The sequence below is a fragment of the Natronococcus amylolyticus DSM 10524 genome (assembly GCF_000337675.1).
Taxonomy (GTDB): domain Archaea; phylum Halobacteriota; class Halobacteria; order Halobacteriales; family Natrialbaceae; genus Natronococcus; species Natronococcus amylolyticus.
This window is the reverse complement of sequence record NZ_AOIB01000028.1, coordinates 36,596-52,354: the sequence shown is the minus strand read 5'-3', so window position 1 is coordinate 52,354 and position 15,759 is coordinate 36,596. Positions and strand designations below refer to the sequence as shown.

At 52.9% G+C, this 15,759-nt stretch carries 8 protein-coding genes and 7 pseudogenes; 9 read left to right on the top strand and 6 right to left on the bottom strand.

The genetic code is table 11. The features are described from left to right. Nucleotides 1-259 precede the first annotated feature (259 nt). Nucleotides 260-484: pseudogene (locus tag C491_RS23710) on the bottom strand (PadR family transcriptional regulator); the annotation flags it as partial. Between the two features lie 26 nt (nucleotides 485-510). Here C491_RS23710 and C491_RS21680 point away from each other — a divergent pair. Further along, nucleotides 511-1,145 (top strand): annotated as a pseudogene (locus tag C491_RS21680) (IS6 family transposase). A 47-nt stretch (nucleotides 1,146-1,192) separates the two neighbouring features. Here the strand turns inward: C491_RS21680 and C491_RS21675 are convergent. Further along, nucleotides 1,193-3,364, bottom strand: coding sequence for an acetate--CoA ligase family protein (locus C491_RS21675; RefSeq protein ID WP_005557166.1), 2,172 nt, complete (start codon nucleotides 3,362-3,364; stop codon nucleotides 1,193-1,195). A gap of 231 nt (nucleotides 3,365-3,595) precedes the next feature. On the opposite strand from C491_RS21675, the gene C491_RS21670 reads away from it, so the two are divergent. After that, a complete protein-coding gene (locus C491_RS21670; RefSeq protein ID WP_083909325.1) occupies nucleotides 3,596-4,357 on the top strand; it encodes an enoyl-CoA hydratase/isomerase family protein in 762 nt (253 codons plus the stop codon). Between the two features lie 167 nt (nucleotides 4,358-4,524). On the opposite strand, the gene C491_RS13385 is transcribed toward C491_RS21670, so the two are convergent. From C491_RS13385 to C491_RS21660, 3 genes and pseudogenes are all read right to left on the bottom strand, one after another. Further along, entirely contained in the window at nucleotides 4,525-6,129 is a 1,605-nt protein-coding gene (locus C491_RS13385; protein ID WP_152421329.1) for a BCCT family transporter, read from the bottom strand. Between the two features lie 157 nt (nucleotides 6,130-6,286). Next, nucleotides 6,287-6,789 (bottom strand): annotated as a pseudogene (locus tag C491_RS21665) (IS630 family transposase); the annotation flags it as partial. 71 nt (nucleotides 6,790-6,860) lie between these two features. After that, a complete protein-coding gene (locus tag C491_RS21660; protein ID WP_005557161.1) occupies nucleotides 6,861-7,667 on the bottom strand; it encodes an IclR family transcriptional regulator in 807 nt (268 codons plus the stop codon). Nucleotides 7,668-8,135: 468 nt separating this feature from the next. Between C491_RS21660 and C491_RS13375 the strand changes: the two genes are divergently transcribed. Further along, complete coding sequence (locus tag C491_RS13375; protein WP_005557158.1) at nucleotides 8,136-9,164, top strand: zinc-binding dehydrogenase; 1,029 nt, start codon at nucleotides 8,136-8,138, stop codon at nucleotides 9,162-9,164. Between the two features lie 236 nt (nucleotides 9,165-9,400). Here C491_RS13375 and C491_RS13370 read toward each other — a convergent pair. Further along, nucleotides 9,401-9,835: pseudogene (locus C491_RS13370) on the bottom strand (IS630 family transposase); the annotation flags it as partial. Between C491_RS13370 and C491_RS23705 the strand changes: the two are divergent. The 6 genes and pseudogenes from C491_RS23705 to C491_RS23695 form a co-directional block, all read left to right on the top strand. Next, nucleotides 9,826-10,519: pseudogene (locus C491_RS23705) on the top strand (hypothetical protein); the annotation flags it as partial. The pseudogenes C491_RS13370 and C491_RS23705 overlap by 10 nt on opposite strands. Before the next feature lie 276 nt (nucleotides 10,520-10,795). Further along, on the top strand, nucleotides 10,796-11,563 hold the full coding sequence (locus C491_RS13365) for a response regulator (protein ID WP_005557154.1): 768 nt from the start codon (nucleotides 10,796-10,798) through the stop codon (nucleotides 11,561-11,563). A 116-nt stretch (nucleotides 11,564-11,679) separates the two neighbouring features. Beyond that, nucleotides 11,680-13,788 carry a PAS domain-containing protein gene (locus tag C491_RS13360; protein WP_005557152.1) on the top strand — a complete coding sequence of 703 codons (2,109 nt, stop codon included), beginning with the start codon at nucleotides 11,680-11,682 and terminating at the stop codon, nucleotides 13,786-13,788. Further along, nucleotides 13,785-13,970 (top strand): hypothetical protein, encoded by a 186-nt coding sequence (locus tag C491_RS23700; RefSeq protein WP_005557150.1) that lies wholly within the window; start codon nucleotides 13,785-13,787, stop codon nucleotides 13,968-13,970. Before C491_RS13360 ends, C491_RS23700 begins: the two co-directional genes overlap by 4 nt. Before the next feature lie 399 nt (nucleotides 13,971-14,369). Then, nucleotides 14,370-14,810, top strand: a pseudogene (locus C491_RS13350) (transposase); the annotation flags it as partial. 693 nt (nucleotides 14,811-15,503) lie between these two features. Then, a pseudogene (locus tag C491_RS23695) lies at nucleotides 15,504-15,612 on the top strand (3-oxoacyl-ACP reductase); the annotation flags it as partial. Nucleotides 15,613-15,759: the final 147 nt, after the last annotated feature.

Here is a 15,759-nt window from a genome sequence, read left to right as displayed (position 1 = left end):
GTGTCACACCTGTTGTGACCCAGCCAACAGCCGGAACCGCGTGAGAAGCACACGAACGCCACCACCAAGATAGGAACACGACCACGACCGGACTTGGTCGTCGACCCGAGAGTCGACGTCGCTGTCGCTTCTATTGACAACTCCGAGAAAATTAAAAGGTTTAGATATATTACCGGGGAGAATAACGCAGATTCGGCGGTTGGGCCTACTTTCAGACTCACAACGGGTGTGACTCGTCCCGGCTGTCCTAGTCGTGGATCTACTGGTCAGTCGGACGCGGCATGTTCTCGTACTTGGCCACCTTGTCAGGCTTGTCGGAGATCGTCTCGTAGATCCACTGGAGTGTCTCTTCAGCTTTGAGGAGGTTGTGTTCTTCGAGGAACTCGCGTCCACTGTCGGTGAGACCGTAGAACTTCCAGGGGCATCCCTGTCGACGCTCATCGTCATCGAGCGCGACCTCCTTTACGATCTCGGGATTGAAAAGTTAGGCGTCGCGTTTTCTGAGTGTCCATACCCGAAAACGCGTGCTTCGGTAGTAGTCTCGGCCAGATAGACTTGGATTCTGTGAAGCGAGAAGCAACATCTCGACTGCTAATGAAGGTGAGTATTCAATTATATCTAACAACATCCTCACTTCCTAATACTGTATTCGTTATTGAGAAATTCGGTATCGAGTGTGCTCGATCGACCATCCGTAATTGGGTCCACAAGGCAGATCTACAGCCGGCGGATAGACGGTTGCCGGATCACATGGCAGTTGACGAAACCGCGATCCAACTGAATGATGAGGAGTATTGGTTGTACGCTGCTGTCGATCCGTAAATAGACGATTTACTGCATACAAAGCCTAAATCAACTACAAGGAGGTATCTAGCTCTTTCATTTCTCACCGAACTCAGCGAGAAACACGGCGTCATCGACGCCGTGTTTCTCCTCGATGGTTCGCACTCGTTACAAGATACATGTCATCGGCACGACTCCGATTTCAGATATGAACGACACAGAAATGGAATGCTGTCAAACGTGTCTTTATAGAAACAAAACACAGAACTGTCTATTTCTCAAACTGGTTCAGCAATGTCGAAGCCAAAACAGCCGACGACTCGCTCAAATTATTCAGCTTCGCGTGGAATCAGCTTATCTGAACACGATGAAATATTGTTTCGCCCAACACATTTACCATTTTGCAACATCAATATTTTGATGATAGTGTTATACTTGCATCGATGATCGTAGCGCCATCCTCGTCGGCGAATACTGGATTGAGATCAAGTTCGGTGATTGCTGGATTATCTTTTACAAGCGACGAAACATCAAGAAGTAAATTAACCAATGAATCTCGATCCACACCCGGCTCACCGCGGACACCATGGAGTAACTCTTGAGTATCGATCCTGTCGAGAAGCAAATTCGCGTCGTATTCGGTCAGCGGTAGAGCACGAAAAGACACGTCCTCAAGGACTTCTACGAAAATACCACCAATACCAAACATGATGACTGGTCCAACTTCGTCATCATGAGTTACACCAATAATAAATTCTCGATTACCATCAATCATCGGCGTGACAAGAACCCCATCAATAGACGCTTCGGGGGCATACTGGCGTGTGTTTTCGAGAATTCTATCGAACTCACTAGCGGCGGATTCAGATCCACTCACATTTAGACAGACGCCACCGGCATCAGACTTGTGAACGATCTCAGGTGATACCACCTTCATCGCGACAGGCCCCTCAAAGGTTTCCACAGCACGTGCAGCTTCTTCGGAAGTCGTTGCAAGTTCAAACGGCGGAAGGCTTATGCCCGCGTTTTGTAGGACCTTTCGTGACTCATGTTCAGAAAAGGTTGTTCGCCCCGTAGCGAGTGCTTCGCTAATGATTTCGATGTCATTCTTTTTCTCAACACCAAGACAGAAATCTGATTTTCGTTCAACAGTGCTAAGATGTTCTCCATACTGGGATAGTTTCTCGAGAGACGTGACTGCATTATCTAGAGAGGCGAACGTCGGAACGCCAGACGTTTCGAACACATCGAGTGCTTTGGACCCTTGGGTCGAATATATACAATGGACAGCTATCGGGACTTTGTACTCTTCAGTCAACGAAGCAATATCTCTGGCGACGTCAGCTTCTTGCTTTGAGTCGGTATCGCCTGGACCGAACTCTTCGTATCCTCCAAATACACCAGTGAGAAGCAGAGCATCAACATTCGGGTCGCTGACAATAGCTTCGGCACAGTCAAAGAAAATCGAAAGATCGCCATCACCCTGAAGCCCCATCATATCAACCGGATTTGAGAGATTGGGTGCATCAGGAACAATATCTTGCAGACGTTTGCGTGTGGATTCAGTGAATTTAGGAAGGTTGAATCCACCTTGAACGAGCGCATCGGCACTAATAGTCGCATTCCCGCCACCATCAGTTAAAACCGCGATATTTTTACCCGACGCAGGAGGGAGTTTCGCGAGCGTGTCAGCAATCGCAACAGCCTCGTCGGTGTGTTCGGTTCGGATGACTCCCGCTTGTTGATACGCAGCGTCGACAACTGCTTTTTCCCCTGCCAGTGATCCGGTATGGGATTGTGCTGAGTTCTGCCCTATATTGGTAATTCCTCCTTTTAGAACTACGATCGGTGTTTCGGTGCTTACTTTCTGAGCCTCACGGAGAAACGCTCGAGCATCAGTCATCCCATCTACGTAGTGAATTATTGCATCCGTTTGTTCGTGTTCATTTAGGTATGGAAGGAATTCATGAAATTTTAGATCAGTCTCATTACCAATGCCGATATTGAAACTAAATCCTGTCGCACATCGGCCCGCTGCGTGGGAGCCCAGCTCTAAACCGACATTGCCGCTCTGGCTCAGAAGGGCGAGATTCCCCACTGGAATATCATACCCTCCCAGAAGATTGAGACCATCATGAACATTCGCGATACCCTGGATGTTCGGGCCGAATAGACGGATATCGTGTTCGCGTGCCATCTCTAATGTTTGAGCTTCCAAATCGTCGGCTCCAGCTTCACTAAAGCCTGCAGCAATAACGACCGCTCCCGCGACATCTGCTGAGCCACATTCTTCGAGAATCGACGGAACTGTTGACGCCGGTGTTGCAATGAACGCTAAATCGACCGGATCGGGAATTTCGGAGACCGACTGGTATACTTTGTGCCCTTGGATCTCTCCCTCGTATTTTGGGTTGACTGGATATATATCTCCCTCGTATCCGCTTTTTTCAAGGTCAACAAGAGTTTGGTGTCCTCGTTTTCCAGGCTCTCTTGATGCCCCAACAATGGCGACTCCTTGCGGCGAAAGAAGTTGTGAAAAGTCCGTTGTCGCTTCAGCCGTTGTATTGTTATTTATCGTCATGGCCGTGTGGAATTATGTCCTACACCTTGCGGTGAGCTATCTCATAACGTTGATCTAAACACGTATAAATCTTTTGGCATTACACACGCTACTGAGAAAATATTTAACTAAATACTACCCAAAAAAGTCTAGCAACAATACACTCCTATTCTAAAGCCGGCGAATATCATTCAATATCGCGGCATATGTCACCAATAATCTTATTACGTGTGATATCTATCTCCAAAAGGCATGGGTTCAAACATAGACGTAGACGTAGCTGACGGCAAGGCAACGGTTTCGATAAATAGAAAAAACAAGAATAACTCTATAACCGCTGGAATGTATGAGACGCTCTTAGATACGTTCAAGGAATTTGAACAAGATGACTCGCTCTCAGTAGTGACAGTTCGCGGTGATGGTGAGCACTTTTCCGCTGGTGTCGATGTTGGTCCAGTCCCTGAGTGGGGTGAAGCGAAACCCAAAACTATCCGTGATCAGTACGAAATCACTCACAAGACGCTTCGAGCAATCGAGTCACTTGGCGTTCCGGTTATTGCAGCGATTGACGGATACTGCCTCGGTGGAGCCCTTGAACTCGCAATATCATGTGATATCCGTGTTGCCCACACTGATGCCCAGCTCGGTCTACCGGAAGCGAACATGGGCTTCTCTATGGACCAAGGTGGGCCACAGAAACTCCCCGGAATAATTGGTGAAGGAATGACGAAGTACCTTGTAATGACTGGCAACCTAATCGATGGCCGGCGTGCTTACGAGATTGGCCTTGTGCAAGAGGTGGCAGAGTCTGAGAAAGCGTTCAATGAGACGGTTAGGAGACTTGAAGAGAACCTGGCCGATCAGCCAACATACGTGATGGATTCGGCCAAGAGACAAATCCATGGCGTGCGCCCACCAAATCTTGACGAAGAGATGGAACGGGCTATCCATCATGCAATTCTTGCATACAAAGAGGAAGAAACCCAACAGCACGTGGAAGATTTTCTCAATTAATTCCGTAATACCCACAATGTACCGTTTCAACATAGCAAAAACACCAACCACAAATTTCACTCACCAATGCGATGAGTCACAGGTTTTCCCAGCACTCGAGTCAAATATGGCGCTACTGTCGGTGGAACCTCAAGCAATCGTTGTGACGTGATAAGTAGGGGTAGAAATTAATCGTCTTCAGCAGTCCCGGTTGATCCCCTGTCCTTACCTTCGGAAGACGCAGAATAGTCTGGATCCGGTCGTTGTAGCATCCCGTGCTCGTCAGTCAATGAGTGATACTTGCGTCGAGCCTCGACGTACGAGGCGTAGATCATCACGAGGAAAAAAATTGAGAAGGGTAACGTGAACACTCCAACGAACGTCTCCATAACGGCTGCTTCGGGGAGTTCGAGAGTCATGAGCCCGAGAGCTGACAGAACGATTCCCCACACGGCGCGATTACGCGCGTTAGGCTCTTCAGTTCCGAGATTGATCGAGGAGATCATGTAGACAGCCGAGTCGAGTGTAGTCACGAGGTATCCTACCAGGACCATCACGAACAATATAGCGAGAACCTCGGCCGCTGGAGTGATATTAATCGCTTCGGCCAGTGCGAACGGTTCGCCACCCTCTTCGTAGGCGCTAGCAACCGTATCGAAGTTCCTTGGAGCTAACGCCCAGCCGCCGAGGATGGCATGCTGGATGAAGAGAAAAATTGCAGGGCCGAGTCCGACGCCGATAATCATCTCGCGAACCGTGCGACCGCGGGAGATGCGGGCGACGAAGCTGCCAACAAAAATCCCCCACGCAGCCCACCAAGCCCACCAGAAACCTGTCCACGCCTGCGGCCAACCACTGCCTCCCACGGGATCGGAATACATCATCAGCGTTGGCAGGTAGTTGAGCCACACTCCGAGGGATTCAGTGGTCATATTCAAGGTGAACATCGTCGGTCCGACGGCGAGCAGTATACCCATCGTGATGGCGATGAGGACGACGGTTAACCTGGCGGCATTACGAATGCCGTGTCTGAGACCGAGGTAGACGTCCAGTAGGAAGATTAAGCCGATCAGGACGAATATTGCGTACGTGATCCAACCGGCTCCAACCCCGAGCGAGTGATCGATAATCACCTGCAACTGCCACGCAATGAATCCCAACGAGGTCGCCAACCCACCGACGATGGCTACTAATGCTGCGATGTCGGTGATCCAGTACACGAACCCGTACTTCTCTCGATCGAGAATAGGTGTTAGGATAGTACTCACGCGGAGCTCGTCTTTGCCCCACACGATGATGCCGAAGGCTACAGCGAACGGGAGATACCACGCCAACAGCCCCGGAATTATGTTGTGAGTGTACATGAACGCTAAACTAACCGATTCGATAGAGCCAATTTCAAGGGGAAATCCTGGTGGTGGATCATTCACTACGGCGACTGGTTGGGCAACTCCGTAGAAAACAACTGCCGAGGCGAATCCAACTGTGAATACCATCGAGAACCACGAGAACAGACCAAATTCCTTTTCGGCGTCTTCACCACCGATACGGAGACGGCCATACTTTACTATCGCAAAAGCGATTATACACGTCGAAAGGATGAAACCTAACAGCATGTACCACCATCCGAAATAAGTGAGTACGTAATCAAATGCCTGTTCCATGTTTCCGGCGAACTGTTCCGGGAATCCAATCCCCAACGCGGCCAGGGCGATAACGAACGATATTGTAAGCAGAAACATCACTGTCTCTGATGTCGTTGCGTCATCTAACCCAAGGTAATATTTTACCATGGCACATGACATCACATGTAATAGTATGTAATAAGTATTTATAATTTTCGTATAAACTAACACGAATACAACCTAGCTGATAAATAATACAATATAGAGTTATAATAAAAATGGATTCTGAGTCGGTACGTCGCTCGAAGGGAGCTATTCGTTGAGTCACATGTGATCCATGCTTGTCCAAGACGAGCAAAATCCCGGCAAGCGGATTCTGCTCGCGGGTCTCCTCAAAACACCCGCTGATTTGGTTTTTCTCCTGGTTCGGTAGAAACGATAGCACGCTTTCTGTTAAGCGCATAGAACCCGGCCGCTGGTGTATCGATTTTCACCAGCGGTCGGGTGATGTGTGGGTCATCGACCGTGTACAGCCGCTGAGAATTGTCCCATGGTTGTGGGTGCGAGATATCGAAAAATCCCACCATAGTCCCGCCATCAGTGCAGATGTCCTCATCGGTATCCCCTCCTCTTCGCCGTCATCTTCGTCACTTTCGCGCTTGTTGTATGGTTGGTCGGGGGCATCCTCGTCGGCGTTATCGGGTCGATCAGCCGTCTTGTCCGAGGAATGGCGTAGGAAAGGCCGAGATGGTCTAGGAACGTTGGGAGGTAGTGTGGATGATATTCGACATCGAACTCGTCGTCGAGAAGATCCCGAATCCCCTGTTTTGTGGCAATATAATATCCTTCCTCAGTAGGATATCAACTCCAGCGGCTATCAAGGTTCGAAAAAATCGAACTCAATCGGAGAGCGTGACAGACGTAACGAGTTTCTCCTCCAACTTATCCACTGTGTGGGTAAGATGTTCAGTAACCTCCTCTTCCGTAATGTCCTTATTCAGGCGGTATGCTGGTGCGGAGAGTGATATTGCCCCCAGAACACTCCCATCTGGAGATAGCACACGACGACCGATTGCCCGGAGTCCGTCTGCGTATTCCTCATCAGAAAGCGCGACACCATACTCACGGATCTGATTGATATCTTTAAATAGATCAGCTCTTGACGTGTGTGTGTTTTCCGTTCGTTTTGGAAGTCCCCATTGGTCGATAATACGGCCGATCTTCTCATCGGAGAATTCAGCCAAGAGAGATTTTCCTCCCGCAATGCTGTGTAAATAATAATAGGTGCCCGAGTGTTGTGCGGTTTCGGTCGGATGGATAACCTCTTCTTGATACATACTATTTCGGTGGTATGATGTATGGACTGCAACCGCTCGGCCATCGTTAACAACGAGAAAGTCAACCTCTTCATTTGTAGTCTCTGCAAGGCCCTGTACCGCTTCTGCAGCAAGCCGATACGATTTTTTCCGTGTCCGAGCATATTCGCCACGATTATGAAATTTCAATCCGATGTGATACTGTTCTCCTTCTTTTACTACGTAGCCATGATGACGGAGCGTCGTTAAATGCCGGTGAACTGTACTTTTTGCAAGATCTAAATAATCAACAAGTTCTGGCAGTGTTGTCCCATTGCGCGTTTGGATCTCATCGATAATTTGTAATGATAGGCTCGTCGTTTTTACCAGGTCAGATTCTTTTTGTGCCATACTATGGTGCATGTGGTGCTATAACATAATAGTTCGGTATGGTAGAACTGTGTCCTGATAGTTCTAAGTGGTCAAGCATAGCCGTCTGATGCGTGTCTTGATCGCCAATAACTGGGCTTGTCGATCCATATGCCAGAACCAGACCTATGAATCCCGTTTCTATTTGATTTCTGTCGCAGCTTCTCACCACCATTTAAACTGGCCAATAGATTTACGCTCGTACTCTTGTAAAGATCTTGTAGTGCTGTGCAGGTTGCATTACACACACGATTGTAATTCTCTCTTGTAGTCACTTTAAATCGTATTACATACATGGCTTGTAGGTTATTGATTGGTGGTTCAATGGAGTTTCTATCCTAGTTCGAATATATCGAACTACTAAATAGGAATAATATGTGTGTGAACCTGCTAAGTGGTATGATTTCCCCTACCACAATTATTTTATATTAGGTGGACGTTGACCAGAACATGCAAGCTGTCAAAATCCTACAGCACGGAGATACAGATGTTATCGAGTACGGCGAGTACCCTGACCCAGAGGTCGGTCGCGACGAGGTACTCGTAGACATCAAAGCCGCCGCGCTCAACCACCTCGATATCTGGACCCGTCGTGGACTCCCGATGCTTGACCTCGAGATGCCCCACATTCCGGGCAGTGACGGTGCGGGCGTCGTCGTCGAGACCGGTGTGGATGTCACTCGGTTTGAGGAGGGCGATCATGTGGCGGTCTCGGCCGGCGTCGGCGACCTTCGGATGGACGACCCCACGCTCGATCCGAACTTCCACATCATCGGCGAGCACGTCCCGGGTGTCCACTCTGAATACACCGCCATCTCCGAGGACAACCTGATTCCGGTGCCCGAACACGTCGACTGGGAGGTCGCGGGCTCGTGTTCGCTCGTCTTCCAGACCGCCTGGCGGATGCTGATCGAACGGGCGGAACTCAAACCCGACGAAAAAGTGCTCGTCCTTGGAGCCAGCGGTGGTGTCGGCCACGCCGCTCTCCAGATCGCCGACTATGCGGGCGCGGAAGTGTACGCCACCGGCAGCACGGAGGAGAAACTCCAGTACGCCGAAGAACACGGCGCCGACTACGTCTGTAACTACGAGGAGGAGAACTTCGCCAAGTGGGTCCGCGCCGAGACCGACGGCGCGGGCGTCGACGTCGTCGTTGAACACGTCGGCGCGCCTACCTGGCGTGACTCGATCAAGAGCCTCGCGAAGGGGGGCCGACTCGTCACCTGCGGTGGCACCGGCGGCGGCAACCCCGAGACTGATATTCCACGGATCTTCTGGAACCAACTCGAGATCATTGGCTCGACGATGGCCACACCCGAACAGGTCGATGACGTGCTTGAGCTCGTCTGGGACGGCACCTTCGAACCCGCCATCCGAGACGTCTTGCCTATGAGCGAGACCGCCCGCGCCCACGAGATACTCGAGAACCGCGAAGGCTTCGGAAAGGTCGTTGTCCGCCCTGACAGCGAACTCAAGTAATCGACGCCGGTTTGTTTGACACTGCCAGCACTCGAAGCGGACATTTTTGACGGATTAGACACTTGAGCGGAGCTTCAGTGACGCGAGAAAATCTATACAGCTTTATTTAGATCATAGAGTGTGTTTTTGTACGTTCGGCACCTGAAAATGCCAAAAGCAGCCGGTAGAGACGATATACAATTTACTTGGTTAAAGGCGGAGAGCACCTTCGCCTCAAACGAGCTATAGTAGCTATAGAAGTAATTGCTCACCTTGGAAGCGAGAGTTGATCAAGAGCGGTATCAATCGCTGATGTGAGTTCAGAAAGTGAGTCGAAGAACCGGTTGCTCAGTGCTGATTGGAGTTGTCTCCAGCACTCTTCGACCGGGTTTAGCTCAGGTGAATACGCTGGCAATGTCACGAAGGCGAGGTCGTCACGGGCCGCTAGGTCCGTGACGGCCGACGCCTGAAAATACGGTGCTCCATCTAGTACAGTGACCAAATTATCTTCGAACTCTTGGCATAGCGCGAGAATGAAATGTTTTGCGTGGGTGGCGGTCACGTACTCTTCGAATCGAGCGAAAAAGCGATCACCGTCCTCGCCGGTCGCGCCCAAGAGACACGTCCAGTCACGTTGCCCAGACAATTCGACGGACCGGCCGCGTGCCCTGAGGAAACCACGCGGCACGCGGCCATCCGTCTCCATGCGATCGGATGTTCGCTTCGAAAGACACAAGCAATTCTTCGCTTGATCGGCGTTGAACGCTCTTATCAGGCAATCTGGCACTAGGTACCTCGGCTGGCTGACAGCGTTCCAGACTCGCCGACGTCCACGAGAGTGGAGCTCTCGTGCGGCCCATCAGAACACTTCGCGTTCTGAGGACGCCATCGCCGTCGGGGGGCGTTGTCGACGAAACCGTTGTCAAAATCAATGGCGAGCGGTCTTGATCATATGATACAATAAAACTCGAGACAACGTTGATTTTCGACGTCGCGTTGTTTGGTCGGCATGGCTCTGATCCGGCAGCTGTATTTCTGTATGGACTCCGCGAGAAACACGATCTCTCGGACGCGGCGTTTCTCGTCGATCAATTTGGTTACCGGACTGTCCTTACTGGATTAGGATTAAACAGTCGAGTGAACTATACCGACCGAAACCTCGTCGAAACGTGGTTTCACACCTTCAAAATACGAGTCGGCCACTTCCATATTCGTGAACGGGCAGTCGGGCGATCGTCCGTGTTTGACTTGAACAATTCTTACATTATTACAATCATTACAGACCGTATCAAACGTCCGACAGAAACACGCCAGCTGAGGTGATTCAGAACTACACAGTGCCGCAACACCCACAACGTCGGAGCGAACGTCGTTGAATGTGGTGGCAGCGTCGAGGTACCATCTGTCGCGTCGCTCGCGAACGTGATCGGGAGACATTCCGTCGAGTACGCTCGACACGGCCGCATCTACACCGCGAAGAACCTCGTTTACAGTCGTGATGACTACGTTCTCGTCGTCGTCGTCCACAGAGTCTGGACCCCTGAAAATTGAGCAGACGAGAGGAGTTTCCACGCACTCAGACGGTCATGCTTGGTAGTAATAGTCTCGAATACCAAATAATGCTTATGTTTGAGTGGAACTCTCTACCGCGTATGAGCGAAGAAGGCCCCGGTTCAGACGATCACGACCACGCGATGTTCCCGAGCGACGACTTGTTCCACGTTCTCTCCGATCCCAGCCGACGAACGGTGCTGTTCCATCTCCGCCAGCACGGAATTGCAACGCTCGAGGAACTACTTGACGTGCTCGAAGCAGTACGCTCGGAGGAGTCCGAAGAAGTCGACCGAACGCAGGTTCGTACATCGCTGCTCCACAGTCATCTCCCACTGCTCGAAGAAACGGGGCTCCTCACGTACGACCTGAGTGAGGGCGTAGTCAGGTCACCGAACCTCCACGACGATATCGGCGAGTGGCTCGATCTCGCAGTCCGTCAACAGCTCCGGTACGAGAGCGCGCTCGAAACGCACGACCGACCGGACGAGGAAATCGAGGTCCTGCTCGTCGATGACGAGCCGGGACTCCCCGAAACCATCGGGGCCTACATCGAACGCGAGAACGACGATATAGTTGTCACGACCGCAGCGAGCACGCTCGAGGCGGTGTCAACCCTCGAAGAAACGTCGTTTGACTGTGTCGTCAGTGACTATCAGATGCCGGCCATTAGCGGCCTCGACTTTCTCAAAGCGGTCCGCGAGAAGGACACGCCCCTCCCGTTTATCGTCTTTACTGCCAAAGGAAGTGAACGGGTCGCGAGCGAGGCTATTGCGAGTGGTGTCACCGACTACGTCCAGAAAGAACCGACGTCCGAGCAGTTCGACGTCCTCGTTGAACGAATCCGCAAGGCCGCTACCGGGGACTGACTCCTTCGGATACCCGGTCCAAGAAGGCCACCTAGTGTCCCTCGAGGACACCCATCTTGCCGGCCAAACACGCTCGCCCCGTACGAACTCATCTCGACCGCATACCCACCCCATCGATGACTGACGCACGATCCGAGTACGAGCGATTAGCCGGACGTATCTCAGACGCCTACTTCGTCGTGGACTCCGAGTGGCGGATCACGTACTGGAACGAACGGATGGAAGCGTGGACGGGTGTCCAGGCAGTAGACGTCGACGGTGATGTTCTCTGGGATGCCGTCCCAGTGCTCCGTGAATCGTCCTTCGAGCTACACTGTCGTGCGGCTATGGAAACACACGACTCACGGTCGGTCGAAACGCAGCTCCGCGAGTCCTCAGACACGTGGTTCGAGGCAAATATCTACGCCGACGAGGGCGGTCTATCGGTCATTGCTCGTGAGACCACCGACCGAAAGGTTCGGGAAGCAACAGCCCAACTCGCGGAGACCGTCTTCGAGAACACACAGGATGCTCTTTTCTTCGTCGAGGTCTGTGAAGACGACGAGTTCCGACTCGAACGAGTGAACCCCGTCTACGAAGCCCACACTGGCTTATCGAACGAGGAACTCAGCGGGCAGCGGCTACGGGACGTCTTCGGCGACGAGCAAGGGTCTGCCATCCTCGAAAACTACCGTGAGTGCGTCGACCGACGTGAGCCACTTCACTACGAGGAAGTTCTCTCGGTCCCGGACGAGCAGACCTACTGGGAGACCCGAATCGCACCGGTGGTCGTAGACGGCAACATCGAAAAAATCGTTGGTTCGACACGTAATGTCACCGAACGCAAAGAGCGGGAGCGGCAGTACCACGCTACCTTCAACCAGACATATCAGTTTACGGGGTTGGTCGATCCCGACGGAACACTACTGGAGGCAAACGACTCCGCGCTGGAATTTGGCGGGTTCGAACGTGAGGCCGTGATTGGTAGTCCGGTCTGGGAAGCGGAGTGGTGGCAGACAACTACAGAGACCCAAGAGACCCTGAAAGCTGCGATCGAGACGGCGGCCGACGGTGAGTTCGTTCGGTACGACGCAGAAGTCCAGGGCGCCGACGGGACCGTAATCATCGACTTCTCGCTCCGACCGATTACGGATGAACGGGGCGACGTCGTCCTGCTCGTGGCCGAGGGGCGAGACATTACGGACCACAAACGACGAGCCCAGGAACTCGAGCAGAAACGGGAGTTTCTCAAACACATCCAGTCGGTCGCAGCGGTTGGGGGGTGGGAAGTCGACTTCCGAACGGAGTCGATGCGATGGACGGACGAAGTCTATCGCATCCACGAGATGCCTTCGGAGTACCAGCCGACGGTCGAAGACGGAATCGGCTTCTATCATCCTCACGATAGGGAAACGATTACGGACGCATTCGAGCGACTGGAGACGGCGGGTGAGGGGTACGATATGGAGTTGCGGATCATCACGAACGGTGGCGAGCAACGCTGGGTCCGAACGATGGGAACACCGTGGTACGGCGACGACGGCGAACGGATCGGCGCCCGTGGAGCGTTTCAGGATATTACCGAGCGCAAGGAACGCGAGCGCACGCTCCAGCGGACCAACGAGCGCCTCGAGGAGTTCACCACTGCCGTGAGTCACGATCTTCGCAATCCGCTCACAGTTGCGCAGGCCGCGCTCGAACTCGGACGGGAGAGTGGTTCGCCGGAAGACTTCGATCGCATCGAGGCAGCACACGGACGAATGCACGCTCTCATCGACGATCTGCTGACGCTCGCACGCGACGGCCAGCAGGTCGACGAGACCCGGACGGTCGCACTCGACGCCCTGATCGAGTCCGTCTGGGAGACGATTCCAGGTGGGGCCGCCACTATCGACGTTATTCTCGACGACTACCGAATCGAGGCAGACGAGGCCCGGTTGCGCCAGTTGCTCGAAAATCTCCTTTCGAACGCGCTCAGGCACGGCGGTGACGACGTAACGCTCAGAGTCGGTCTCCTGGACGGTAGAGAGGGGTTCTATGTCTCGGACGACGGGCCTGGCATCCCTCCTGCGAGACGGGACGCGATATTCGAGCAGGGTTTCTCGACAACCAGTGACGGAACCGGTTTTGGCCTCGCTATTGCCAAGGGGATCGCCGAAGCCCACGACTGGACCGTTACCGTGACCGAGAGCGTCGACGGTGGCGCACGGTTCGAAGTGTGTACTGAGCGGTATCCTCCGGAATGATCGGGTCCGTCTCCGACGGCTTCCCGTCAGAGAGCGTCGACCACGTTGATGCAGAGATGGTCTCGAGCGACGGGATGGACGTGCACGTGAATGTCGGAATCCCCTCGAACATCGTCCTCGCGGATCGGTTCTCGGAGCTGTTCGACGGGTTCTCGATCGGTCGAACGAGCTCACCCAGCTGACGCTGGGCGTCGACCGGAACTCGGACCAGCTCGCGCCGCTGTTCGACGAGACCGATGAGTCGGTATCTGCGGCGACGCACCGTCGACGATCCCGGAGTACGTCGAGTTCCTGCTCGAGGCCGACAATCGACTCGATCTCGGTTTCGCCGGACGTTGCGGTTGAAACGCTGCTTACCGTGGCCGACCTCGAGGATGCGTAGTAGCGGGCGGACGGCGCGTACCCACGGCCTGAAGGCCGTGGCATTGCACCTGTTCAACCTGTAATCGGCGTGTGAGTCCGGGCTCCGGATGATTCACGGGACCGGTCTCGTGGATGCGATCACGGTGGATCGGCGCTGACTGGGACACAAAACACCGGGACGTCGGCCTGTCGGACGACGTTTTCGGTGACGCTACCACTATCACCTATACATCACGAATCTGCCGGAAGACGAGTTCCTGCCGTCGGATCTAGCGACGCTATATTGCTGTCGGTGGGAAGTAGAGCTGCTGTTCCGTAAGCTGAAGACGCAGTACGAACTGGACGAATTCGACACGAGCAAGAAGCACGTCGTTGAAATTTTGCTGTATGCAGCGTTGCTCTCACTGCTGGTAAGTCGTGATCTGCTCGATCTAGTGACTGAGCAAGCGGATGATGACCTCGTGTTTCCGCCGGAACGCTGGGCGGCGACCTTCCGGTCGCACGCCCAGCTCATCCTCCACGAACTCGGAGAATACCTCAGCTACTCGCCGCCACCGCTGTTGGAACGGTTGAACGAAGACGCACAGAAGATTCACCAGCAACGACCGGTGTTACAGGAGACGCTCGCTACCGCTATACAACCGAGGGCTAAGGCTTAGCTAAAGACGAATGGCTATTATTATAGCTGGGTGTGAGACTAACTGGTTCCTCGGGTTGTTCACCGACAACGAAAGGAATCGTTCAGCGAACGACGACTAGTGATTTGGACCGTATTGCCTGTTAGTTCGGTAGCGTCTGGATAGCGATGACGGTCCACTAATTCGCGTTAACATTCGCTAATTTGGTTCCACAATCTAGTCGTTCAATATTTCTGCAGGCCATGATATCGAGTGCCCGCAAGGGCGTAGGTGCAATCTCCAGTTACCAGTCAGCTGAAGGGATGGCCTCCCCCTTCCTTCGCTGATGAGTCGTTGCACCAGCATCCCCACCTACCGTTCCCCCACCCCTGTCGTTTTGTGATTTGAGCAGAGGAATCTCTCGAGACGACTTCCGCTCTGAGCACGCTACGCATCTCGAGCTGTAGGGACTCGTCTATGGGTAGTGAAAACGGGGGCAACACTGCTTCCCTGTTAACCAACTTCTAAGGGGAATCTCATCCTCTGTTGGTTAAGGCGCGGTCTTCAAGCGCTCAAGTTCGGTCAGTTGATTGCACATGAGCGACGCCCCCTATGACAAGTCTCGAGCTAAGTGCCCGTGGATATTCACAGTCAGCAATGAAGTCACTAGCCATACCGAGTATCTTGATGAGTACCGACAGGACGAGTGACCTAATACAGAGATCGGGCGACAGGCTCGACGACCTCGTCAACAACGCAGGCGTCTCGTTCATGGCGAACTTCGACGACATCTCAGAAAACGTCGGGGACGATCGTCGATATCAACGTCTACGGCATGTACCACGGCATAGGTTGTAGATGAGTACCTCCAGGATAGGACGGACGGTGATCAACCTCAGGTTCTCGAACGCCGCAGTCGGGGTTGAGTGCCCGTCACTTAAAGAGATCGCCGCTCATCGCCCCCTCGACGATCACGCTTGTCGTCGACCGT

What these genes read in the sequence shown, in the direction of transcription:
- C491_RS13385 (WP_152421329.1), bottom strand. Translation starts at nt 6,129, where the DNA reads ATGGTAAAATATTACCTTGGGTTAGATGACGCAACGACATCAGAGACA.
- C491_RS13365 (WP_005557154.1), top strand. Translation starts at nt 10,796, where the DNA reads ATGAGCGAAGAAGGCCCCGGTTCAGACGATCACGACCACGCGATGTTC.
- C491_RS13360 (WP_005557152.1), top strand. Translation starts at nt 11,680, where the DNA reads ATGACTGACGCACGATCCGAGTACGAGCGATTAGCCGGACGTATCTCA.
- C491_RS21675 (WP_005557166.1), bottom strand. Translation starts at nt 3,364, where the DNA reads ATGACGATAAATAACAATACAACGGCTGAAGCGACAACGGACTTTTCA.
- C491_RS21670 (WP_083909325.1), top strand. Translation starts at nt 3,596, where the DNA reads ATGGGTTCAAACATAGACGTAGACGTAGCTGACGGCAAGGCAACGGTT.
- C491_RS13375 (WP_005557158.1), top strand. Translation starts at nt 8,136, where the DNA reads ATGCAAGCTGTCAAAATCCTACAGCACGGAGATACAGATGTTATCGAG.
- C491_RS23700 (WP_005557150.1), top strand. Translation starts at nt 13,785, where the DNA reads ATGATCGGGTCCGTCTCCGACGGCTTCCCGTCAGAGAGCGTCGACCAC.
- C491_RS21660 (WP_005557161.1), bottom strand. Translation starts at nt 7,667, where the DNA reads ATGGCACAAAAAGAATCTGACCTGGTAAAAACGACGAGCCTATCATTA.